Below are 22,024 nucleotides of genomic sequence, written 5' to 3'. Positions count from 1 at the left end.
AGGGCGTTGTCACGTTGTTCGACTGAGGCCGGACGAAGCGCTTTCAGTTAAACTCAGGCAGTTGCGCCGGTCACGGCCTTCCAGTGCGCCATGACGCGGATCCGATGAATGTGGGTGGCGAGGGCGGAGTGTTTTTGATGCGGCGGGACGAAATGATTTCTAACCGCTGAAAACACGGGGACAAATTGTTGCAGACTGCCGACGGATCGGAAGCCCTGCATCACTCGTTCTCGTTTTCGCAGCGGCAGATGGGAATTTTCCGCACGGTTGTTAAGGCCCTTGTGTGATCTATGTTCAATGGCCGGCATCACATCTCGCTTTGCCGCCCCGTATGAACGCAGTTTATCGGTGACAATCCTCTTTGGCGCGAGGCCTTGCTTCTTCAGCAGCCTGATCAGCAATCGCTTGGCAGCCTTGGTGTCTCGACGGGTCTGCACGATCTCGTCGAGAACATATCCGTCCTGGTCGACGGCTCGCCAAAGCCAATGCTTTCGCCCGCCGATCGTTACGACCACTTCGTCCAGATGCCAGATATCCTCTCGCGACGGCGCCTTTCTGCGCAGTCGCTTTGCGTAGGCCGCACCGAATTTCCGGCCCCAGCGCCGGATCGTTTCGTAGGACACGACAATGCCGCGCTCCAGCAGCATTTCTTCCACCAGCCGCAGGCTTAACGGGAACCGGAAATACAGCCAGACCGCATGGGCGATGATCTGCGGTGGGAAACGGTGGTTCTTGTAGCTGATGGTCGGCGTGCTCATCACGTCCGGTTATCCGTCAACCGTTAAGCCACGAACAACGTGACAACGCCGTGCGACGTTATGTCGATGCAGCAGCGGGGCGAGGCCGGTTCGAAATCATTGCAGGCGCCAACCATTTCCTCGGCGGTCAATTCGATCTTCAGGAGCGGGCAGCTGACCTGTTGACAAATTGGGCGACGAGTTTGTTCGAGGGGTAGGTGAGGCCGGCCAGCGGATTGTTCCGCTTCAGCACGGCGGTCGCAGACACGCGACGGTGCTATGCTTCGAGGGCATTCGCGCTCAGGAAGCGGTCAGCAGTGGGCGGCACCCGAGGACAATCGGGGACCGACAGGACTCGCTCTCGGCTCAACCATCAACCGAGCATAGACAGGAAGTCCTGCAGTGTCGGCACTTCGCGCTGAGAGGCGTTCTGAAGACGCGGATCGTCCTCCAGCGTATAGGTCAAACCCTCGCCTTCCCACAGCCACCAGTAAACGATCTCTCCCTTTTTGCCGCGGATCGGCATCTTGAAGGTGGGAAACTTCTTGTCCGGAGCCGGAATTTCCGCCGTCCCGATCCTGGCACCTTCGATCTTTCCGTGTTGCAGCGCACCACCCAATGGCATCATCACCACGCTTCTTGTCTTTGCGGAGGACAGGACGGCAAGCGCGGGGCGATCTTTATAGATGCCAGGCAGGATACGCACGACCTCGGGATAGGCGACATGCGTATGGGTGACCTGTACATAGGCCAGGCCTTCGGGGGTGGAAATCTCGACCACGTCGCCAGGGCTGAATTGCATCTGGTTTTCCTCGTCTCGGTTATGATGCCTGTGCCCTAGAGGCTATAGGCTTCGGTCGTTGCGGGATGGAAAAGCTCATCGGCCGAGACAAGACGCGGCGACAGGCCCTGATCGTAATGATAGCGCAGGAAGGTATCCAGCACGTGCCGGTTGGGCTGCAGGCCGTAGCTCCAGATGTCCGGTCCCATCAAAGCGCGGGCGCGGCTGAGGCTGTCTTCCACGAAGGGCATGGTCACCTTGGTTGCAGATGTATCCATCAGCGCTTCCTCGGCAAGCGACTTGGCACGGTTGAACGCCTTGAGCAGGGCGCCGGGAAGCCAGGGATGCGTCTCGGCCAGCGACCGCCGCAGGCCGAGAACATGCATGATCGGGAATATCCTGGTCTTACGGAAATAGGTTTCCGCTTCAGCGATCGTGTCGGGGAAAAGCCTTCCGATCGCAGGATTGCCCTGATCGAAGCAGCGCGGCGAGCGAGGGCCGACGAAGCCGTCGATATCGCCTCTCTCCAGCATCGCATTCAGCGTGTCGCCTTCCGGCGCATCGACAACCCTGATATCAGACGGCAGATCGACCTTGATCTTCTCCGGGCGGCCGGGCGTATCCATGCCGCCGCGCACCCAGACTATCTCCGAGGGATGCACGCCGTATTCATCCTGCAGGATACCACGGAACCAGACATTGGCCGACAGCTGGTATTCCGCAATGCCAATTCTGCGGCCGCGCAGCGCTGCCGGACTGTCGATGCCGCGGTCCTTGCGGATATACATCGAAGTGTGACGGAAGGCTCTCGACAGAAAGACCGGGATGGCGATGTATTGCGAGGCCCCGCGAGCCACCGAGATCGAGTAGGACGAAAGCGAGAGTTCGCTGATGTCGAACGCAGCATGCCGGAAGGCTCGGAAGAACATCTCCTCCGGCGACAGCAGCATGCAGGTCGGATCGACGCCGTCGATCTTGACGAGCCCGTCATAGATCGGACGGGTGCGGTCGTAATTCCCCATAGCCAGGGACAAATTCAGGTCAGACATGGTCATTCGCTCCCACTTGATGTTCCAGTCTTACGGGTGCGTTGTACGCAGCCGATTTCAATATCGCATGGCATACTTCCAGACTTGCCAGTCCCCAGCGGCCACTCTGTGCGGGCGGGCGTCCCAACCGGACTGCGGAATGGATCGCAGCGGTCATTTCGGACCGGGAAAACCGGAAGGGTGGCGCCGGCCGGAATTCCCTCCGATCTTCTGCATATACATGCAGTCCCTCCGGGGTCAGCCGCAGATCGGCTTTCTCCAGGGATACGATGATCGGGCCGAAATGCTCGTATGTTTCAGGGCTTGAAGGCTTGTCGGGCAAACCGTAGGTACGGGCCGCCTTGAGGTCCATCTCGCTCGCAGCGCCGCGTGCCTTGAGGGCGCGACGGGCATTCCCGTAAGCCTGCATGTCCTTACGGGCGCCCAGCTCGCCGAAGCCGTCCATCCATTCGTCGCTGTCGAAGAAGCCGTATCCGGAATAAGTCATCGACGCGATGCATCCATCGAACGCAATCTGGGCAACATAGGCGCCTTCCGTCGGCCGTTCCGAATCCCAGTTTCCTGTATAGGCGCAAACTTGCCGAGCCAGGCCGCCAGCGAGCAGGCGGATGATATCGACCTGATGCACACCTTGTGAAAAGACGACACCGCCGCCGCGGGCGGTGTCAAGCTCTTCCGGGCGGCGTGGGCGATAGAGGAAATCCGTGTAATTCAAGGCGTTGATGAGCCGAACGCGGCCGAATTCTCCGCTGAGGATGATTGCGCGCGCCATTTGCACCGGCGTATCGAAACTATGGCTGGGGCCGACAAGAAGGTGTACGCCGGCCGCGGCGCAGGCATCCGTCATGCGAATGCCGTCGGACAGCGAGATGGCAAGCGGCTTTTCGACCAGCACGTGCTTGCCGGCCGCAGCCGCCTTGCAAACATGGTCGAAATGTATTTCGTGCGGCGTCGAAATATAGACCAACTCGACCTCTGGATCGGCACAGAGGTCGTCTATCGTTTCGTAAGCCCTGCCTCCGAATTCCCGGAGGAAAGCCTGTCGCGATACCTCCCGCGGTTCGGCGGCTGCGACAAGTCGAACCCGCGGGTCTTCGACAAAGGCTGTCCGGCTCAGGACGAACGCCCTTCCCAAGCCTGCGACGCCGATGCGCACAGGTGATGCAGCAGCCTCGTCAAAGGTCAAGGACCAAGCCTCCGGTCCTCGCGCGCGAGACGCATATCATGATGAAATCGTCTTTCTCGTCGTCCATCAGAACCATGTCCCGATGATCGGGGTCTCCTGCAAGAAGGCGACACTTGCACGAGCCGCAGGTCCCGCTCTCACAGGAACTCGTCGTCTTGATACCGCTCTCGCGAACCGCTTCAAGGATGGATTTGTCCGCTGGGACGGACACCGTTTTCCCCGACTTTGCAAGTTCAACGTCGAAGGCGACGTCGTCGACGCGAACCACCTCCACGGGCTTGAAGTCCTCGAAATTCACACGGCCTTCGGGCCAGTGGCCGGAGATCGACACAATCTCGTCCATCAGCGGCTTTGGCCCGCAGCAATATACGTGCATGTTCTTTATATCGACAAAGTGGTCCCAGAAATCGTAGGCCTTGGCCGGATCGCCGTCATCGTGATGGATCTTAAGCCGACGACCGAAAGCCTCCTTCATCTCCGGGAGATAGGCAGCCTCCTGTGCGTTCCGCGAACAGTATATGATATCGAAATCCTTGCCCTCCGCCGCCAGGCGAGACGCCATGGAATAAATCGGCGTCACGCCGATGCCTCCGGCGATCAACAGATATTTCGCAGCGGACTTCAGGGTAAAGTTGTTCTCCGGCGGCCGAACCATAATGGTCGTGCCGACCTGCGCCTGCTCATGCATCGATGATGAGCCGCCACGCGATTCACGTTCACGTTTCACGGCAATCAGATAGCGTTCCGGGTTTAGGCCGTCGCCGACGAGCGAATAGCGACGCATCGCGCCCGAGGGGGTTTCGACCGTGACGTGAGCCCCCGGCCCATAGGTCTCCAGCGGAGCCCCATCCGTCGAAACGAGCGAAAATTCGGTAATGTAAGGGGTGAGATCGCGGCGGCCAATCACTTTCATAGCACGCGCGTTTGCATCTTCAGTCATTCTTGCATCCCTGTCACGCCGACCCGGCGGCCACGGAGGTTTACTTAGATGCCTAATTATTTTTTGTCAAGGTCTAGACGAGATGGCTCATGCAGTGATAATTTCCTTAGAAAGCTAACTTGGAGGACCGTAGCCGTGCTTACTCCCGAAGAAAACGATGTTCTGACGCAGGTATCTGCGGACAAGCCGATGGGAAAGCTGATGCGTCAGCACTGGACCCCCGTGTGTCTGATCGAGGAAGTTGCCGAGCGCGATGGTACGCCGTTGCTGGTCGAAGTCCTTGGCGAGCGATATGTCGCCTTCCGCGACACCGACGGCAGGCTTGGCCTGCTTGACGAATTATGTCCTCACCGCCGCGCCTCGCTTCTGTACGGGCGCAACGAGGAATGCGGCCTGCGTTGCCTCTATCATGGCTGGAAGATGGACGTGGACGGCAACGTGGTCGCGATGTCCTCCGAGCCGGAAGGCAGCCCGTTGATGAACAAGGTCAAGCATCGCTCCTACCCCGTCAAGGAATGGGGCGGATTCGTCTGGGCCTGGTTCGGCGACAAGGAGCAGGTTCCGGAATTCGATCCCCCTGCATTCGCGCCGACGGAAAGTACACAGGTTTCGATCCTGAAAATCAGGATCCCGTGCAACTGGGCTCAAATCCACGAGGGCCAGATCGACAGCGCCCACTCTTCCAGCCTTCACTCGTCGGACATGGTGCCAGCCCGTGTCGAAGGCGCGGCGGCAGACGACAAGTCATGGTATCGGCCGTCGACCGACAAGTCGCCGAAAATGCAGACCCAGACGACCAGCTACGGCTTTCACTATGCAGCCATCCGCCGTCCCATCAAGGGTGCTGATACCCACAACTATTTGCGCATCACTGAATTCGTGGCGCCGTATTACTCCCTGATCCCGCCGAACAGCTCGTATAACGTCGCCAGCGTCATCGTGCCGATTGACGACGTCACGACAGCGTTTCACTTCATAGCCTGGGGCGGCACGGACTGCCCGAGCACCGAGGACTGGCGGAAGTTCAACCATGCCCAGAAAGGCATCCACCTCAATGACAGGTGGGAAACCCATCGGACCCGGGAAAACAATTTTCTGCAGGACCGGCAGGCCATGAAACTCGGTAACTTCACCGGCATCAAGGGTATTCCCAACCAGGATATTGCGATGTGGGTCGGCATGGGCCCGATCGTCGATCGGACGAACGACGTCCTCGGCGCATCAGATCTCGCAATCGTCGAATTCCGGCGACTGATGGTGGACGCGGCCCGCCAAGTTGCAGCCGGCGGCAGCGCGATCGGCACGGATGCCCCCCGGCTTCCGCAGGCGCTGATCGCTTCGCGTGAAGGCGTCTATCCGAAATCCGTGGATTGGCGCACGCTGGTAGACCCCGATCAGCCGCTCGCGGCAGAGTAGGGACGCATAACGGCGCTTCGCGTCTTGTCCAATTGAAGCCCGCGTCGTCGAAGGACGGCGCGGGCTTCATGATTCGTGCGATGTCATGATTGAGGGCCGACGCTGTCGGCTGGCCCGGCAGTTCCAGCTCGCATTGTATGGCCCGAACCGTCGTGTCAGCCGCGTTGCGGTTGTCGATCAGGCAGGCCTTTAGCCGGCGCCGGCGCTGAAGCGCGCATGGACATCGTCAAGCCGGCGACGATGATCGCCATGCCGAAGACATGGTATGCTTGAAGGCTTTCGTTGAGGAATATGATCGCGAGCCCGGCTGCAAACAATGGCATCAGATACATGAACAGAGACGCCCGTGCCGGCCCGATACTCCTGACGGCCCGGTTCCAGAATATGTAGGCCAGCAGCGAGGGGAAGATGGCGAAATAGACCAGTGCAAGAAGGCTTCCGGCACTCACCGTCATGGTGCCGACGACGGCCGCCTCCCAGACGGCAATGGGCATATGGCCTAGAACCCCGAAACCTATTGTCGTCAACAGAAAGACCAGCGGATCGAGTGCAGTCGGCTTCCAGCGGATCAGCACGGTATAGAGGGCCCATGCGCTCATGCCGAGAAAGACGAGAATGTCGCCATACTGGGGCGCCAGGGCGGAAAGTATGTGGACATTGCCACGCGCTATAATGACGACGGCCCCGGTCAGTGCCAGCGCGACGCCGAGGACTTGCAGCCCAGCGATCCGCACGCGCAGGAAAATATAAGCAAAAACAAGCGTCATGACCGGCATGAGCGAGTTTATCAGCGCGGCATTGACCACCGTCGTGTGATGCAGTGCAACGTAGATGAAGCAATTGAACGCTGTAACGCCGACGATGCCCAGGGCAGAAAGCCAAAGCCATTCTCGCCTGAGCCGATCGCGATTCTGGCGCAGTTTCGGCAACACGAAAGGCAGGAGCAGAAAAAAGGCTATCAGCCACCGCCAGAACGACATCTGGAAGGGCGGAATATCATCGCGGAAAGCGCGAGCAAGAAAGAAATTGCCCGCCCAGAAGAGCGGCGGCAGGATGGCGAAGGCCAAATGCCCGATATTAAGACGTTGGGGGGCCGTAACCATGATATCTCCAGATTGACCGGGATCGGAAAGCTGCGCGTTCATCCCTCAGGCTGGATCCGGCGCGCCAGCTGCTCCAAGCGCACCCGGCAGACAGGCGGGCGTCGGCGCGGGATCCAGTCCCGAAACTCCTCATCCTGCGGCCACGACGACCAGCCCAACAGTGGCCAGTGCCGTTGCCAACACGGCAAGCATCGACGGAAACTTTTCCGTTTTGAAGATGAACACCGCGAGATAGGTCGACAGGAATATTTCTATCGAGTTGACCACGGCGACCCGTGCGACCGTCGTATGGCTCAGGGCCACGAACTGAATGACCTGGCCCAGGGAAATCAGCGAGGCGGCGGCAAGCTGGGGTCTGTCGAGGGAACGGAACGAAAAGCGCCTGCGCTCTCCCCCCGCGCGCCCCACCATCCCGACGAGCCCCGTCATCCCGACGAGATAGTAAACTAATGCAGCTAACGACCCGGCAAATGCACCGAGATAGGGGTCCGGCATGAGAGAAAGGCCGCTCCGGCGAACGACATAGCTGACCGCATAGGTCATCGCGCACAGAAGAGCCAGCATGCAGCCTCGGGACAGATCTTCTTTCGAGATGGAATCGGCGCTCAGCTTACGATTGTCGAAATAGAGCATGACGAAACTCGCGCCCAGCGCAGCCATTCCGAGCATGGCGGGGACTGACAGGCTTTCCGCCAGGACAAGCCACGCAAAGAGAGCGGAGAAGAATGGCGTCAGCCGCCGGATTGTCGTCGCCCGGACCACGCCGGCCAATTGGACCGACCTGTAGAGCGTGGTGCGCCCCCATACCGTCGAAAATATGCCGGCTGCGGCGAACCAGGCAATCGCCGGCCAGAAATGCTCCTGAATGTCGGCCGAGAAAAACGGCCGCCCAAGAAACGCCCAGGCAATGAGCGCGAAACCGCCGGTCAGAACAACGGACAGAAGGAGACCGTTGTCGTTTTTCCTCGACGAGTTGACAATCGCAATACTGCCCAACGCAAAACATAACGCAGAGATGAACGCCAGAATCTCTCCGGTCATGCCCTGACCATCAGAAAGCCGCTACATCTGGCATTCACTCTTGCGGAACTGGAGGCGGCTGCAATTGACATTGATTGGTTCTCTACAGGGGAAGGTTCTGACGCTTTCGCTGGCCCTTTTAGCCACTTCAGGTCAATGTTTAGAAAGCTAAGTTAGTTCTGGGGATAAGAACAGGGGTAGGTGGGGCTTTTTCTGCAAAAATTTAGAACGGCAGTGCCGCGTAGCCATGAAATCCGGCAGGATTCGGCGTTTGGCAACTCGTCTTCACTTAGGAAACGAAGAACGTTAGGTGGCGACTTCAGGCTGAATCTTCGTCGTCATATTGGCCTGGATGGCACCAAGGAATTGCATCAACATTTGGATCTCCCTTTCGGTGAACCCGGAAGCTGCCGCACCAACGACCTCTTTTGCGATGGGCATCAGCTCATGCTTCAGTTTATGGCCGCGCTCGGTAAGAAAAATGTTGATCTTGCGCTTGTCCTCGCTGTTGCGACTGCGGTTGACCAATCCGTTCTGCTCCATCGCCTTGATCGCGGAAAGAGTTGTCGGCTCCATGGTTCCAACGATCAGCGACAACTGTTTTTGCGTTAATCCATCTTCGTTCCATAGGGCTCGAAGAAAATACCACATTCCCAGCGATACGCCGTATGGCTCGATCCGCTGCTGAAGATATTTCTGGATAAGCCTGTGAGTCAGGCGCACCTGGTAACCTAAGCTTGCGGCGAACGGCAGGGCGACTTGCTCTTCCGAGCCGGCGACGAGATCGGCGTTTTGAGCCGTATCAGCTTTCATACCTAAGAAACTCCATTTGTCCTCACTATCACATGAGCATGTGTCGATAGCAATCACGCGAAGACAGGCATCAACCATAGATAATTAGATATCAAACGATACGCCAAGGTTGTGCCGAAACCTAAAAAATTGGGGCATTTACTAGGTCCGTAGCAGGAAAAGATCGCGGCTATTTTGAACTTCTCTGTCGATATGGCCGGCAGAAATTGATCCTTGACAAATCCTAAGATATCTAAGAATTTACCCACGCATTCGCAGAGGAGCGAAATGCCCGTGAAAAAATTGATCGCGATTTAAGGGAGGTTTTGGTTTTGGGTCTGGTTAAGACTATCTTTGCAACGCTAGCCATGTCCGTATCTGTGGGTGCGCACATCGCACAGGCGGAGACACTCGACATCAATGTGGTCCTGCCGCTTACCGGAGGCGGTGCCTTTCTCGGCAAGGCCGAACAACAGGCCCTGCAACTTTACGAAAAGGCTGCAGCCACCGAAACAGTGCATGGCAAACAGATCAAGTTCGTCTTCCACGACGACCAATCCAGCCCTCAGATCGCGGTGCAGCTGGTCAATAGCATCAAGGCTGGGGCTCCGCCGGTCATTATCGGCTCGGCCGTGTCTGGCCTCTGCAACGCCATGGGTCCGCTGGTTCGAAGCGGCCCGGTTCTGTACTGTCTTTCCCCGTCGATGAATCCCAAGCCGGGAGAGTTCGTCTTCAGTTCGAGTGTCTCCACCAAGGGCCTGGCGGAAGGACTGCTCAAATATTTCCGCGACCGGGGCTGGAAGAATATCGGGCTGATAACCTCCACGGACGCAACCGGGCAGGACGCTTACAAGAATATTACCGCATCCGTGGGCAAGGGCGATCTGTCCGACATCAAGATCGTTGCCGAAGCGCAATTCAACCCGACAGAAGTCAGCGCCAGCGCACTGGTTCAAAGGATCAAGGGCGCCAATCCCGACGCAGTGATCGCATGGTCCACAGGCGCACCGATCGGGACGATTTTCAAGGCGATCCGCGATGCGGGTTTTGACGTTCCGGTAGGAACTACCGACGGTAACATGACCTACGCGCAGATGGAGCAATATTCCTCGTTTCTGCCGAAGGAATTATATATCCCCGCTCCCCATTGGCTGAAGTCTGAAAAGGGCGACGCTTCTCCGAAGGTCGCGGCGGCAAAGGCAGCCTTTTACAAGGCATTCGAATCGGCGAACGTGAAACCCGACGGGCCTTCGACGTTTGCCTGGGACCCGGCACTTCTCGTCGTCAGCGCCTTGAAGGCAATGCCGGCGAAGGCGGATGCCGATGCTCTCCGCAACTACCTGAACAACCTTCAGGATTTCGGAGGCATCAACGGCGTCTACGATTTCAAGCGGGATCCCCAGCGCGGCCTGGACAAATCCAATGTCGTCATAACCCGGTGGGACACCGCCGGTGGGACCTGGGTTCCCGTCAGTGACGTAGGCGGAACTCCGCTCAAGTAATACCAGTCGAAACTCGGAGTCCACCATGGCTGAAGTCCTACAGATTTTCGTAGGCGGCGTTCTGCTGGGCGCAATCTATGCGTTGATCGCCCTCGGATTTTCGTTGATCTACCGCGTGACGGGGGTCGTAAACCTGTCGCAGGGCGGGTTTGCAGTTCTCGCGGCGCTCGCCGGTTACACATTCAGCCAGCGACTAGGCCTTCCCCTTCCCATCGCGCTTCTGTGCGCGGTGGGAGGAACGACGGTCGTAGGACTGGCGATCGGATGGTTCACCTTCGTACCCGCGTTGAAGAAGCTTTCCAATGCAAACGTTTTGATGCTGACGGTCGGCATCCTGACGCTGATCGAAGGCTTCTCGCTCATCGTTTGGGGAAGCCAGCCCTATTCTGTTCCCGCATTCTCTGGCGAGCAGCCGCTCGAAATCGGCGGATTGAGGATCACGACGCAAACGTTCTGGATCATTGGCACGGCAATTGTCATCTTCCTGGCGGTCTGGTTCGTGATCTCCCGGACGAAGGTCGGCAAGGCCCTGCGCGCCTGTTCGGAAAACCCATCCGCCGCCGCGCTGATGGGTATCAACGTCAAGCGCATGACGCTGCTCAGCTTCACGCTGGCGACACTGATTGCGGCGGTGGCCGGCGTGGTCGTCGCTCCGACGACTACGCTGCAATTCAATACCGGACAGCTTTTCACCATATCCGGCTTCATCGCGGTGGTCATCGGCGGTATCTCGTCCTTCCCCGGCGCGATCGTCGGAGGTCTCTTTCTCGGACTGGTCACCCAGTTTGCAACGGCCTACGTTTCGTCACTGTTCAGCAACGCCATCGCACTGATCCTGCTGCTGTTTATCCTCATCTATGCGCCGACCGGTCTTATCCCGTCCAAGATTACCCGCCGGCAAGACGTTCGCGAGGAACCGCGAGTCTGGGGTCACCTCACGAGGCTCGCGCCGCAAACCGCCTGGATCGCCGCCGCAGTCGGCATCGTCATCGCCGTTGTCGTCCCGCTGGTCATTCCGGCTGCGTATATCTCGAGCCTGACCATTGCCGCGATCATTTTCCTTGCCTTGATCGGCCTGGATCTGCTGATGGGTTATACGGGACAGGTGAGCCTTGGCCAGGCCGGTTTCATGGCGATCGGCGGTTATACGGCCGGGTATCTCTCGATCAATTACGGGATAGAGCCTGTCTTCGGTATTGCGGCGGGCGTCATGTTGTCGCTTCTGTCCGCCCTGGTGCTGTCGATCGTGACATTGCGGCTGCGTGGTCTCTATCTGGCACTGGCGACATTGGCATTCGGACTGCTCATCGATTCCTGCGCCATCGGTTTCATCGACATCACCGGTGGACCGTCGGGGATGGTCGGGATCCCGTCCTTCTCGGTCGGTCCCCTGTATTTCGATACGCCGATGTCCATGTACTTCCTGGTTGTCGCGGTCGATGTCGTGGTGCTTTTCTGCCTCTTCGGTGCGTTACGCACGAGTTTCGGCCGCGCCCTGCAGTCGATACGGTCTGACCAGATGGCGGCCAGCGCGCTCGGTATCAACATTGTCCGCTACAAGCTGGCCGTCTTCATGATCAGCGCCGCTCTCGCATCGATCTCCGGCAGTCTTCTGGCTTACTCCTTCAACTTCCTCGCTCCTGAAATGGTGGGGACGGCACGCTCGCTGGAACTGGTCTCGATGCTCGTCATCGGCGGCGAAGGGACGCTTGTCGGCCCTGTGTTCGGAAGCGTGCTTTTGACAATGCTGCCGACGATCTTCCAGCCGCTGGCGATGTACAAGACCTTCTTCAGCGGGGCGCTGCTGATCCTCTGTTTCCTCTATCTGCCGCGCGGCATGTACGGCGTTATCGCGCACGCGATGAGCCGCGTGTCGACCCCGAAAACCGTCGCGAACAGCCAGGGACTGGCGGAAGGAGGTGCTCAATGAGCCAGGATCTAAAACAGCCGAACGGCACGGATATCCTGCGAGTGGACGGTCTATCGAAAAAGTTCGGCGGGCTGAAGGCGACCGACGGCGTGAATTTCTCCGTACAGGAGAATTCCATCACGGCGCTCATCGGACCCAACGGTGCAGGGAAAACGACGGTTTTCAATCTGATCACCAACATTTTCCCGCCCGACGAAGGAACCGTTGCATTTTTTGGAAAGCAGATTGCCGGTTGGAGCCCCATGGACATCGCCAATCTCGGCCTGATCAGGACATTCCAGTCGGCACGTGTCTTTCCGGGTCTGACTGTTCTGGAAAACGTCATGGTCGGTCGCCATCGCCTGATTAAAAGCAGTGATTTTGGCCAGATGCTGTGGAGCCCGGAAAGCCGGCGCGAAGAGATGAGGATCCGGTCCCAGGCATTGGCGATGCTGAAAATCGTCGGCCTCGAGCGCTTCAAGGATGCGCATGCCGTGGACTTGCCTATGGGTGCCCAGAAGTTGCTGGAAGTCGTCCGCGCCGTGATGGGCAGCCCCCGGCTTCTCTGTCTCGACGAGCCGGCCGCAGGTCTCAACGACACGGAAACCGAGGAACTGGCCGCCCTTCTGAGAGCGATCCGCGCTGCCGGAATCTCGATCCTGGTGGTGGAACACAATATGTCACTGGTCATGAATGTCGCCGATCACGTGGTCGTTCTCGACGCCGGCAGGGTCATCGCCGCTGGTTCGGCCGCGGAGGTTCAGAGAAACCCGCAGGTCATCGAAGCATATCTGGGGAGGGAGCAGAATGCCGCTGCTTGAGTTGAAAGGCGTTTCCGCGGGCTATACCGGCGCGAGTGTGCTGAACAAGATTACTCTGTCCCTGGATGCCGGTGAGATCGCAACCTTGGTCGGATCCAACGGTGCCGGTAAAAGCACGATTGCCAAACTCGTGTCGGGAATCCTGACGCCCATGCAGGGCGAAGTGATTTTCGATGGAAAGTCGGTCAAGGGCCTTTCAGCATCGGACCGGCTCCGGCTCGGTATTGCGCATGTTCCCGAAGGCAGACAGATTTTCGGCGGCATGACGGTCCTCGAAAATCTGCGGCTCGGCGCCTACAGTGTGCCGTCGCGACTGTCGATGGATATCGAGAGCCAGCTGGCATTCGTCTGCATGTTCTTTCCGGTGCTGAAAGATCGCCTCGGCGATGTGGCAGGGAATTTTTCCGGCGGCCAGCAGCAGATGCTGGCGATCGCACGTGGACTGATGTCGCGGCCGCGGCTGCTGATCCTCGATGAACCGTCGCTCGGAGTGGCGCCGCTTTTGGTCAACGAGATTTTTCAGCTGATCCAGCGTCTGCGCGGCGAAGGCATCACCATTCTGCTGGCCGAGCAGAATGCCCGACAGGCGCTTTCGATCGCCGACCGCGGCTATGTCATCGAAAACGGGCAGATGGTCATGGAGGGCGCGGCGGCCGCGCTCGCCGGATCTGCAGATATAGCAGAGCGCTATCTCGGGATCGGCACATCCATCGGTGCCAATGAGGATAAGGATGCCCGCATGGCGAGGGAGCTTTTGCGGATCGTTGCATAACATCGCCCGGAATACGGGGCGAAATTTGACCATCACTATCATATGAGGGAGGAGTTCGACTTTGAAGAAAACCATCTATGCGCTGATTTGCGCCGGCGTGGCGTGCCTTTCGGCAAACCTGGCGCTCGCGGCGCCGCCGCCGGAATATGTCAGCTTTGGCGCCGCGTCCGGTATTTTTCACATGCCGGCAGACGGCAAGGCGACGGTTGCCTTTTTGGCGATCCACAGGACTGCAAACTATCTGACCCATCCGACATGCGCTGAAATGCCGAAGCGCGGGTTCGCGGCGCTTTGCATGAATACCCGCTTCAACAACAACGAGATGGTGGTCGATTGGGACCGGATCGCCCTGGACGTCAAGGCTGGGGTGGAGTTCCTGCGCAAGCAGCCGGGTATTCGCTATGTCGTGCTGCTGGGCCATAGCGGAGGGGGGCCGACGCTCAGCTTCTATCAGGCGGTGGCCGAAGCAGGCCTGTCCTTCTGTCAGGATCCGAAGAAGCTTGTGCCCTGCAGAGACGATCTGGCCGGCCTTCCCAAGGCGGATGCGATCGTTCTGGCCGACGCCCATCCTGGCGTACCGGTCATTCTGCTGCGAAGCCTCAATGGCTCCGTCATGGACGAAACACCCGGGAAATTCGACGCAAAACTCGATCCATATGCAACTGAGAACGGGTATAATCCATCGGGATCCTCCCACTATCCAAAGGATTTCCAGACACGGTATTATCAGGCACAGTCGCTGCGCATGAACGCGCTCATCGACAAGGCATTGGCGGAGAGACGAAAAATTCAGGAAGGCAAAGGACCTTACCCGGATGATGAAGCCTTCTTCATTCCTCATGGCGGAAATCCGGGAGCCGGCCCGGGTGGTGCATCGCAATTGCATAGCATGGACACCGCGATCGCCCTCAGACAGACGCGGGCACCGCAGAAGCTGATCAAAAACGACGCTTCCATCGTCAAGGAAATTGTCACGTCCGTCAGCCCGCCGGAACTCGACGCCAAGCAGACGACAAATTCCTTCGGTAAGGGCACAAAGCAACTGACGCTGACGTCCTTCCTGACGACGCAAGCGGTTCGCTCGACCAATTCGCTCGACGGTATCGATCATTGTTCTTCCAACAATTCCACGATCTGCGCCGTGGAGAAAATAACGGTCCCGACCCTAGTCGCCGGAATGACGGGATATCTGTTTATCCGCGACTCCGAAGAGATCTACGAGCATTCTGTCGCCAAGGATCGGGATCTGATTTACATCGAAGGAGCAAACCACGGCTTTGCGCCCTGCAAGCTGTGCGGGCCTGAAAATGCCTATGCGAACTCCCAGAAGAACCTGTTCGACTACATCGCCGCTTGGACAACCGAAAGATTGCCGGCCAAGCCGTGAAGGACGACGGCGGCCGATAACAACTCCATCGACCGCCGCTGTCATCCGCAGACCACTTGCATACTATATATTCCTACTAGGCAGTGTCCCCATAAATTGGGTTCATCTTATTGACGGTGTGTGATTCAATTTCCGTAAAAGGAGATTGCCATGCGCCGTCACGAATTGAGCGACGAAGAATGGGACATCATCGCACCACTCCTGCCGACCAATAGCCGTGGAGTTGAACGTCGTGTCGATGATGGCCGAGTGATCAATGGCATCCTGTGGCGTTTCAGGACTGGTTCGTCCTGGCGAGATGTGCCGGAGCGTTATGGCCCGCGCACGACGCTTTATAATCGGTTCTCCCGCTGGCGTAAGGCAGGCGTCTGGGATCGTCTTCTAGACGCCGTTTCAAAGCGTTACGATGGAGACATAGTGATGATAGACAGTTCCTGTGTTCGTGTTCACCAGCATGGTGCCAACGCTAAAAAGGGGGCTCTGCCGATCCTTGCATGGGACGTTCGCGCGGCGGCCTGACGACAAAAATCCATGCTCTTGTCGATGCAGATGGCAGACCGGTTCGGCTGGAACTCACCGCCGGCCAAGCCGCCGATGCACCAATGGCTGAAAAGCTGTTGAGCGACCTACGGCCCGGCGCGACGATCCTCGCCGAAAAGGCATATGACACCGACGCAATTCGTAACTTTGCCAAACAACGCAAATGCTGGGCGAACATCCCTGCAAAGGCCAACCGAAAGCAGACATTCAGCTTCAGCCGATCGTGTCCCAGGACGTGGTGTAGCTTAGACGACCACGGCTCATCCCAGAGGGGCGGATGAGTGTCAGCTTGCTGCTGGCAGGCTGATAAGCGGATCATCGCTCATTGTGGCGATGGTTTCCAGTGTCATGTAGCGGGATCGTTGGACGGCCCATTCATCGTTCTGTTCGAGCAGGAGCGCGCCGACGAGCCTGACGATGGCGTCATCATTGGGGAAGATGCCGACGACCTCGGTGCGCCGCTTGATCTCGCCGTTGAGACGCTCGATCGGGTTGGTCGAGTGAAGTTTGGCCCAATGCTGCTTGGGAAAGGTCATGTAGGCGAGCACGTCATGCTCGGCGCTGTCCATGAGACTGGCGAGTTTCGGTACCTTTGGCCTGATCTGGTCGGCAACGTTGCGCCATTGAGTGCTCGCCGCCTCTGGTGTGTCCTGGGCAAAGGCCGTAGCGATAAAGGCGGAGACGACGCGACGTCCGCTCTTTCCCGCATGGGCGAGCGCATTGCGCATGAAGTGAACCCGGCACCTCTGCCAGGTCGCGGAGAGCACCTTCGATACTGCGGCCTTGATGCCCTCATGCGCATCGGAGACGACGAGCTTGACGCCACGCAGACCCCGCCTGGCCAGCTTTCGAAGAAACTCGGTCCAGATTGCCTCGGCCTCGGACGTACCGATCTCCATGCCGAGCACCTCGCGTCGGCCGTCGGTGTTGACGCCAACGGCGATGATTATGGCGACGGAGACAATACGACCACCGCGCCGAACCTTGAGGTAGGTCGCATCGATCCAGAGGTATGGCCACTCGCCCTCGATGGGACGGTCGAGGAAGGCCTTTACCTTCTCGTCGATCTCCTCGCACAGCCGGGATACCTGGCTTTTGGAGATGCCGCTCATGCCCATCGCCTTGACGAGGTCATCGACGGATCGGGTCGAAACGCCCTGGATATAGGCCTCTTGGATTACCGCCGTCAGGGCCTTCTCGGCCATTCGGCGTGGTTCGAGAAAGCTCGGGAAATAGCTGCCTGTGCGAAGCTTGGGAATGCGCAGCTCGACAGTGCCCGCCCGCGTCTCCCAATCCCGGTCGCGATAGCCGTTACGCTGGGCAAGCCGGAACCCATTCTTCTCGCCATAGGCCGCGCCGGTCTTCGTGCCGACCTCCAGCGCCATCAGCTTCTCGGCAGCAAAGCCGATCATCTCGCGCAGCAAATCGGCATCAGCGCTCTTCTCAACGAGTGAGCGCAGGTTCATCATGTCGTCGGTCATCGGTGGTGTCCCTCAGGTTGGTCATAAGCAACCCGACCCTACCGGAAATCACCGATGGCTATGAAATCCAGCTACACCACTCCATGGGACACGATCCTTCAGCCGCTGGGTCTACCGTCAGCGCAACCTCGTGGAACGCTTCTTCAACCGTATCAAGCAGATGCGCGGCGTTGCGACACGATACGACCGGCGTGCAGACAATTACATGGCCGCCCTCAAACTTGCCGCAACGAGGACATGGATCGCCTCAGCTAATGAGTCCGCATCCTAAAACTTGCGAATATACACACCTTCCGCAAAAGAGCATAGCGGCTTTGTTCCATAATAACGATTATCTGATTTTCTCTAAGATGTTGGAATATCAATATATTAATGCCTCTCCATCGAGTTTGTGGTAACTTGCCTATATCGCCACCGGTCTCGAGAGATTGATGATCCACTTCCTCACACGATGGCTCGCACATCGCCGGGCAATAGGGCGGCGATGGCAGGCTGATGCCAGGCTTCTCGCAAGTTCGGATCCAGCCGGCTCCTACTACGAAGCACAGCGCCGTGCGTTGCATAGCCGGTCCAGTGGTGATCTCGACGAGTTCTGGCACTGGTCGAAAGTCGCCAGCGAGATAGCCCGGATAGAGCCACGCGCTGAGATGGACTTCGCTGTTCTCAAGGCCTTGTCCGATCAGGAGAAAGCCGGCCGTCGCTGACTGGTGGGCTGGTCAGACAGGTGCTCGGCAACAAATGCTGAGCTGGCTTCCGTGAACGATCTGTGCCGGATACCTCAATTCCCGCCGAAGCAAACCAATCCCGCTCTTTATGGATGGCGTCCTGGACCATGTCCGGATCTCCGTCGATCAACCCACTATCGGGGTCGGCTAGCAAGCTGCCGCCGCTTGCGCCTTCGGCTTCGCGGTGATCGCGACCGTCCCCGGTCCTTTGAGGAGCCATCGAGCGGGATTGGCCCGCTCCGGACGGAGGTTTCTCACATGGCACAGGATCTTGCACTCGCCCAAAGCCACGCATTTTCGCTTTCCCGCATTCTCATGGTTCCCGTCACCCTGTTCAAATCCGGCGACGAATTCGGCGTCCTTCCGTCCGACGAACTCGATGACGAAGACGATCTTGAGATCGTGCATGAATATGCGCCGTTCTAGATTATGCTCAGCCCACGAGCAGCTGCCCGGATGAGCGGGCGGCTGCCGGCAGACAAGCAGCACATAATCAGAGCGATTGCAGGAAGTGCATAAGCTTGTCAGGCGGCCGATAGCGTACGCCAGTTGCGGTGACCGGCTGAAGCCGGCTGAGTGCCTCCTCCTTCATTGCAAGATCGGCCTCCATATAGATATGCGTTGTGCTTGTGTCCTCGTGCCCGAGCCAAAGCGCGATCACAGTAAGGTCGACGCCGGACTGCAGCAGGTGCATTGCGGTCGTATGCCGGAAGGTATGTGGCGATATCGGTTTCGCCTTGACCGATGGAATGTCCCGGCCGGCAGTATCGACGGCGAGGTCGAGGCGTTGCCTTACGCTGGAGCGGGATAGCCGACCGCCTGAACTATTGGGAAAGAGATACGCGTCCGGCCGACAATCACGGAGATCCTGTATCCATCGCTTTAGGGTTCTTGCGGTTTCATTCCAGAGCGGCACGCTTCGGCGCTTCCGTCCCTTCCCATGCAGGTGAACGACCGGTGCAGTCTCCAGAATGACACTGCCGACCTGAAGGTTGATGGCCTCGGACACGCGTGCGCCGGTGTTGTAGAGGAACGCGAACAGCGCTCGGTCCCGGCGGCCGGCCCAGGTTTTTGGATGAGGTGCATTGATGATCGCGTGAACTTCGGGCCGGGTGAGATAGCCGAGCACAGGCTTATCGTGCCGCTTCTGCGGGACGGCGAGGCTGCGCTCAATCACCGCCAAGGCGGTTAGATCCTCGTGTGCGGCATATTTGAGGAATACGCGGATGGCGGAGAGGCGGGCGTTTCTGCTCCTGACGCTATTGGCCCGTTCACGCTCAAGGTGGTCCAAGAAGGCCAGGATTAGGTCGGCGTTGAGGTCGGGCAAGGTCACGTCGGTCGGGGATTTCCCGATCCGCTTCTCCGCGAAGGCCAGCAGTAGCTTGAACGTATCCCGATAGGCCGCGACCGTGCAGGGGCTCACCGCTCGTTGCTGGCGCAGATGATCCACGAAGAAACGCTGCAGCAGGGTTGGAAAGGAAGGCGCGGTGTCAGTCATCGAGGTCGCCTCCGACGATAGCCGCATCTTCGAAGCGACTGCCGGCAATCGCCATGAGCTCGGGCACACTCTCGATATACCAATAGGTATCGCGTAAATTGACGTGCCCGACATAAGTGGACAACATCATCATCGCGGCATCGATCTCGGCTCCACTCTGCTGCCAGAGGATAAGCCGGCGACATATGAAGCTGTGGCGAAGGTCATGGATGCGCACTAACGGATGGCCACCGCGCGGCCGGATCCCCAATCTCTGGGTAATCCGGAACCAGGCATATCAGGCGTTCATGTAGGTCAGCATCTTGCCGGACAGTTCGCTCAAGAAGACCGGATCGGTCGGGCTGGATGGGAATATCGCGTTTCGTCGATCAAGAAAATTTTCGAGCGCGGCAACCGAGGTCGGGTGGAGGGCGACAAGGCGCTGACGTCCATATTTCGCTTCCCGGACTAAAATCTGCGCCGCTTCAAGATCCAGATCGCGGAGCTGGAGACTGAGCGCTTCTGATATCCGCAGGCCGGTCGCAGCCAGCAGCCCGACCAGGGCGGGCATCATGAGCGTCCCGGCGGCCTGAACACGGCGAATATGATGCGCCTCGGCGATGATGGCCGTGATCTCTTCGATAGTAAAGATATGCGGGGCAAGCCGACGTTTCGTGCGACCGAAGGGGTTGGTGGCTGGGAAAGTGGTTTCGCCGTACTCTGCCGCGAGAAAGGTGGCGAATGGCCTCAACACCTCCAGGCGTTTTGCCCAGGTGAAGGGGTCGGCAATAGTCGCGTTGGCCTTTGCCCAGCGGAGCGCGATATCGGGAGAGAGGGTGCCTTCGTGTCCTCTGTCGTCGGCATACCGGGCAAAGGAGATGATCTGCCTCCCCGCAGTTTTCAGCTTGAAGCCAAGGTTTCAGCGGTAAGCAAGGTAGGTCTCGGCGCGAGACAGCATCGTTGTTGATCCAGTCATGCCCGCGCTCCCGGCCACGGCAGGGCCACGGCCGCCAGCCTGTTTTGATCCACGCGAGCATAGCCCGCCGTTGTCACCACGCTCCTGTGCCGCATCACGTCCGCAACCTGCTTCATCGGCACGGCGCCGTTGACCAGGCGGCTCGCAATCGTGTGGCGGAAGATATGGATTCTGGTACAGTCCCAGCCCAACCGCTCGTAAACCGCATACACCGATCGCTGCACCGCGCGCGGGGTGATCGGCTCTCCGATAGGCGCTACATGCCGGACGAAGACTTCCCTGTGTTGCGTGGCTTGCCTCTCGTGGACGATATAGTCGGCGATCGCTTCACCGGTCGCGAATGGGAGCGGCATAGGATCGGACCGGCGTGACTTGGTGGAGGGCACCTGGATCAGCCCTTTCTCCCAGTCGATGTCATCGAGCGTCAGGCGAGTTATCTCGATTGACCGCATTCCCAGGTCGGCCAAACACCTTACGATGGCATGAACTCTTTTTCGGGTTTGGCCGATTTCCGCCGAGACCTCCAACAATTGCTCCAGCTCCGCAGGGCTGAAGCCTGTTTGAAGTTTGGTCGGGCTTCTCATCGCCGGCGCTGGTATGGCTCTCTTCAAGCGACGAACGTCATCGCCCACCAGCGTTCGATATCGTAGATAGCATCTGACCGAGCCCGCATAGCTACGAATGGTGGCAGGCTTCCATCTGTTCCCGCCGAGCACAAACTGTCGGATGTGCAAGGGGGTCAGGTCGGCCATATCGACACGGCCGTCTCTTACACTTCCAACGAGAAGGCGCCGGACGATATTGCTATGCTTGCGGCGTGAAGCCTCGGACAAACCCCAAACTTCGGCGACCATGGCGTCGAATGCCAGGACTTCGCGATCAATCGCCGATAGGTTCGTGGGTGGGATCAGGCGCAGCGCCCTCATTTTCACCGCAAGGTTCAAAGCGTATCGCATCGCCTTCACCCCCGTGCGCATCTTCCAGAAGCAGGAGCAGCCGTTCTGGTGCTCAGCAAGGAACGCCTCAATGTGATCGGTGCTAAAACTGTCCATGGCGACATCACGGTCGGCCAGCCAATAGCCAAAGTGGAGCACGACGGCGGTGTACTGGCGCCGGCGCGCGGCCTCATAATCACGGCGCTCACAATGGTCTTGGACCATCCGGGCGAGCGGCGACAAAATGTTTCCGGGGTCTTCGGTTCGAAGACGGAGGTGTAGTGGGGTCGGCAATTGCGTTCTCCTGTTCTGTTCAGAGTTGCAATTGCCAGGTTGCCTCCGTTTCTCTGCCCGACGCTGAGGAGCGCGGCTCAGCGAGCCGATTATGTGCAGTTGAAAAGCGGAAATGCCCTGCCAGGCAGGGCGTTTGAGCATGAGGTGACCATAAGTCACCACGGCGCATATTCATGCTTAT

Annotated in this window: 19 protein-coding genes and 3 pseudogenes; 9 read left to right on the top strand and 13 right to left on the bottom strand. The window is 58.6% G+C overall.

Annotation, left to right across the window (positions count from 1 at the left end):
* Positions 1-53 precede the first annotated feature (53 nt).
* From YH62_RS28200 to YH62_RS28180, 5 genes and pseudogenes are all read right to left on the bottom strand, one after another.
* Positions 54-771 (bottom strand): annotated as a pseudogene (locus YH62_RS28200) (IS6 family transposase).
* A gap of 339 nt (positions 772-1,110) precedes the next feature.
* On the bottom strand, positions 1,111-1,539 hold the full coding sequence (locus tag YH62_RS28195) for a hypothetical protein (protein WP_046797647.1): 429 nt from the start codon (positions 1,537-1,539) through the stop codon (positions 1,111-1,113).
* A 35-nt stretch (positions 1,540-1,574) separates the two neighbouring features.
* The gene (locus YH62_RS28190; RefSeq protein WP_170986360.1) at positions 1,575-2,567 is read right to left on the bottom strand and encodes an ABC transporter substrate-binding protein; all 993 of its coding nucleotides are present in this window, start codon (positions 2,565-2,567) and stop codon (positions 1,575-1,577) included.
* Positions 2,560-3,753 (bottom strand): Gfo/Idh/MocA family oxidoreductase, encoded by a 1,194-nt coding sequence (locus tag YH62_RS28185; protein ID WP_137326838.1) that lies wholly within the window; start codon positions 3,751-3,753, stop codon positions 2,560-2,562. The genes YH62_RS28190 and YH62_RS28185 overlap by 8 nt, the downstream gene beginning before the upstream one ends.
* Positions 3,743-4,693, bottom strand: a complete 951-nt coding sequence (locus YH62_RS28180) for a PDR/VanB family oxidoreductase (RefSeq protein ID WP_046797646.1) — start codon at positions 4,691-4,693, stop codon at positions 3,743-3,745. Before YH62_RS28180 ends, YH62_RS28185 begins: the two co-directional genes overlap by 11 nt.
* A 135-nt stretch (positions 4,694-4,828) precedes the next feature.
* Between YH62_RS28180 and YH62_RS28175 the strand changes: the two genes are divergently transcribed.
* Positions 4,829-6,109: a Rieske 2Fe-2S domain-containing protein gene (locus tag YH62_RS28175; RefSeq protein ID WP_046797645.1), complete on the top strand. Its 1,281-nt coding sequence runs from the start codon at positions 4,829-4,831 to the stop codon at positions 6,107-6,109.
* 155 nt (positions 6,110-6,264) lie between these two features.
* Here YH62_RS28175 and YH62_RS28170 read toward each other — a convergent pair whose 3' ends face one another.
* The 3 genes from YH62_RS28170 to YH62_RS28160 all read right to left on the bottom strand — a co-directional run bounded on the left by YH62_RS28170 (position 6,265) and on the right by YH62_RS28160 (position 9,045).
* Positions 6,265-7,212 (bottom strand): DMT family transporter, encoded by a 948-nt coding sequence (locus YH62_RS28170; RefSeq protein ID WP_046797652.1) that lies wholly within the window; start codon positions 7,210-7,212, stop codon positions 6,265-6,267.
* Positions 7,213-7,341: 129 nt separating this feature from the next.
* Entirely contained in the window at positions 7,342-8,253 is a 912-nt protein-coding gene (locus YH62_RS28165; protein ID WP_082118567.1) for a DMT family transporter, read from the bottom strand.
* 285 nt (positions 8,254-8,538) lie between these two features.
* Positions 8,539-9,045, bottom strand: coding sequence for a MarR family transcriptional regulator (locus YH62_RS28160; RefSeq protein WP_052760558.1), 507 nt, complete (start codon positions 9,043-9,045; stop codon positions 8,539-8,541).
* A gap of 347 nt (positions 9,046-9,392) precedes the next feature.
* Here YH62_RS28160 and YH62_RS28155 point away from each other — a divergent pair, with 347 nt between their 5' ends.
* From YH62_RS28155 to YH62_RS29885, 6 genes and pseudogenes are all read left to right on the top strand, one after another.
* Positions 9,393-10,526 (top strand): ABC transporter substrate-binding protein, encoded by a 1,134-nt coding sequence (locus YH62_RS28155; protein WP_046797643.1) that lies wholly within the window; start codon positions 9,393-9,395, stop codon positions 10,524-10,526.
* 25 nt (positions 10,527-10,551) lie between these two features.
* Positions 10,552-12,456 carry an ABC transporter permease gene (locus YH62_RS28150; RefSeq protein ID WP_046797642.1) on the top strand — a complete coding sequence of 635 codons (1,905 nt, stop codon included), beginning with the start codon at positions 10,552-10,554 and terminating at the stop codon, positions 12,454-12,456.
* Positions 12,453-13,256 (top strand): ABC transporter ATP-binding protein, encoded by an 804-nt coding sequence (locus YH62_RS28145; protein ID WP_046797641.1) that lies wholly within the window; start codon positions 12,453-12,455, stop codon positions 13,254-13,256. The genes YH62_RS28150 and YH62_RS28145 overlap by 4 nt, the downstream gene beginning before the upstream one ends.
* Complete coding sequence (locus YH62_RS28140) at positions 13,243-14,028, top strand: ABC transporter ATP-binding protein (RefSeq protein ID WP_170986361.1); 786 nt, start codon at positions 13,243-13,245, stop codon at positions 14,026-14,028. The genes YH62_RS28145 and YH62_RS28140 overlap by 14 nt, the downstream gene beginning before the upstream one ends.
* Positions 14,029-14,089: 61 nt before the next feature.
* Positions 14,090-15,415, top strand: a complete 1,326-nt coding sequence (locus tag YH62_RS28135; protein ID WP_046797640.1) for a hypothetical protein — start codon at positions 14,090-14,092, stop codon at positions 15,413-15,415.
* A 144-nt stretch (positions 15,416-15,559) separates the two neighbouring features.
* Positions 15,560-16,173: pseudogene (locus tag YH62_RS29885) on the top strand (IS5 family transposase); the annotation flags it as partial.
* 66 nt (positions 16,174-16,239) lie between these two features.
* On the opposite strand, the gene YH62_RS28130 reads toward YH62_RS29885, so the two are convergent.
* Positions 16,240-17,436 carry an IS256 family transposase gene (locus YH62_RS28130; RefSeq protein WP_046797639.1) on the bottom strand — a complete coding sequence of 399 codons (1,197 nt, stop codon included), beginning with the start codon at positions 17,434-17,436 and terminating at the stop codon, positions 16,240-16,242.
* Between the two features lie 85 nt (positions 17,437-17,521).
* On the opposite strand from YH62_RS28130, the pseudogene YH62_RS29880 reads away from it, so the two are divergent.
* Together YH62_RS29880 and YH62_RS30640 are read left to right on the top strand one after the other, a co-directional pair.
* A pseudogene (locus YH62_RS29880) lies at positions 17,522-17,707 on the top strand (IS5/IS1182 family transposase); the annotation flags it as partial.
* A gap of 712 nt (positions 17,708-18,419) precedes the next feature.
* Positions 18,420-18,587, top strand: a complete 168-nt coding sequence (locus YH62_RS30640) for a hypothetical protein (RefSeq protein WP_035227145.1) — start codon at positions 18,420-18,422, stop codon at positions 18,585-18,587.
* Between the two features lie 67 nt (positions 18,588-18,654).
* Here the strand turns inward: YH62_RS30640 and YH62_RS28115 are convergent, their stop codons facing one another.
* The 4 genes from YH62_RS28115 to YH62_RS28105 all read right to left on the bottom strand — a co-directional run bounded on the left by YH62_RS28115 (position 18,655) and on the right by YH62_RS28105 (position 21,792).
* Positions 18,655-19,611 carry a tyrosine-type recombinase/integrase gene (locus YH62_RS28115; RefSeq protein ID WP_245282235.1) on the bottom strand — a complete coding sequence of 319 codons (957 nt, stop codon included), beginning with the start codon at positions 19,609-19,611 and terminating at the stop codon, positions 18,655-18,657.
* A gap of 40 nt (positions 19,612-19,651) precedes the next feature.
* The gene (locus YH62_RS30375; RefSeq protein WP_156177010.1) at positions 19,652-19,792 is read right to left on the bottom strand and encodes a hypothetical protein; all 141 of its coding nucleotides are present in this window, start codon (positions 19,790-19,792) and stop codon (positions 19,652-19,654) included.
* A 144-nt stretch (positions 19,793-19,936) separates the two neighbouring features.
* Positions 19,937-20,389, bottom strand: a complete 453-nt coding sequence (locus tag YH62_RS29250) for a tyrosine-type recombinase/integrase (protein WP_052760556.1) — start codon at positions 20,387-20,389, stop codon at positions 19,937-19,939.
* 221 nt (positions 20,390-20,610) lie between these two features.
* Entirely contained in the window at positions 20,611-21,792 is a 1,182-nt protein-coding gene (locus YH62_RS28105; protein ID WP_170986378.1) for a tyrosine-type recombinase/integrase, read from the bottom strand.
* Positions 21,793-22,024 lie beyond the last annotated feature (232 nt).

The sequence above is a fragment of the Rhizobium sp. LC145 genome (assembly GCF_001005825.1).
In the GTDB taxonomy this organism is placed as follows: Bacteria; Pseudomonadota; Alphaproteobacteria; order Rhizobiales; family Rhizobiaceae; genus Neorhizobium.
The sequence above is the reverse complement of the archived record's forward strand: the minus strand, read 5'-3'. Positions and strand labels throughout refer to the sequence as shown.

Bases quoted from the DNA above. Each gene is read 5' to 3' on its own strand.
- YH62_RS28195 (WP_046797647.1), bottom strand. From the start codon at position 1,539: ATGCAATTCAGCCCTGGCGACGTGGTCGAGATTTCCACCCCCGAAGGC.
- YH62_RS28190 (WP_170986360.1), bottom strand. From the start codon at position 2,567: ATGTCTGACCTGAATTTGTCCCTGGCTATGGGGAATTACGACCGCACC.
- YH62_RS28180 (WP_046797646.1), bottom strand. From the start codon at position 4,693: ATGACTGAAGATGCAAACGCGCGTGCTATGAAAGTGATTGGCCGCCGC.
- YH62_RS28170 (WP_046797652.1), bottom strand. From the start codon at position 7,212: ATGGTTACGGCCCCCCAACGTCTTAATATCGGGCATTTGGCCTTCGCC.
- YH62_RS28165 (WP_082118567.1), bottom strand. From the start codon at position 8,253: ATGACCGGAGAGATTCTGGCGTTCATCTCTGCGTTATGTTTTGCGTTG.
- YH62_RS28160 (WP_052760558.1), bottom strand. From the start codon at position 9,045: ATGAAAGCTGATACGGCTCAAAACGCCGATCTCGTCGCCGGCTCGGAA.
- YH62_RS28155 (WP_046797643.1), top strand. From the start codon at position 9,393: ATGTCCGTATCTGTGGGTGCGCACATCGCACAGGCGGAGACACTCGAC.
- YH62_RS28150 (WP_046797642.1), top strand. From the start codon at position 10,552: ATGGCTGAAGTCCTACAGATTTTCGTAGGCGGCGTTCTGCTGGGCGCA.
- YH62_RS28145 (WP_046797641.1), top strand. From the start codon at position 12,453: ATGAGCCAGGATCTAAAACAGCCGAACGGCACGGATATCCTGCGAGTG.
- YH62_RS28140 (WP_170986361.1), top strand. From the start codon at position 13,243: ATGCCGCTGCTTGAGTTGAAAGGCGTTTCCGCGGGCTATACCGGCGCG.
- YH62_RS28130 (WP_046797639.1), bottom strand. From the start codon at position 17,436: ATGACCGACGACATGATGAACCTGCGCTCACTCGTTGAGAAGAGCGCT.
- YH62_RS30640 (WP_035227145.1), top strand. From the start codon at position 18,420: ATGGCACAGGATCTTGCACTCGCCCAAAGCCACGCATTTTCGCTTTCC.
- YH62_RS30375 (WP_156177010.1), bottom strand. From the start codon at position 19,792: ATGATGATGTTGTCCACTTATGTCGGGCACGTCAATTTACGCGATACC.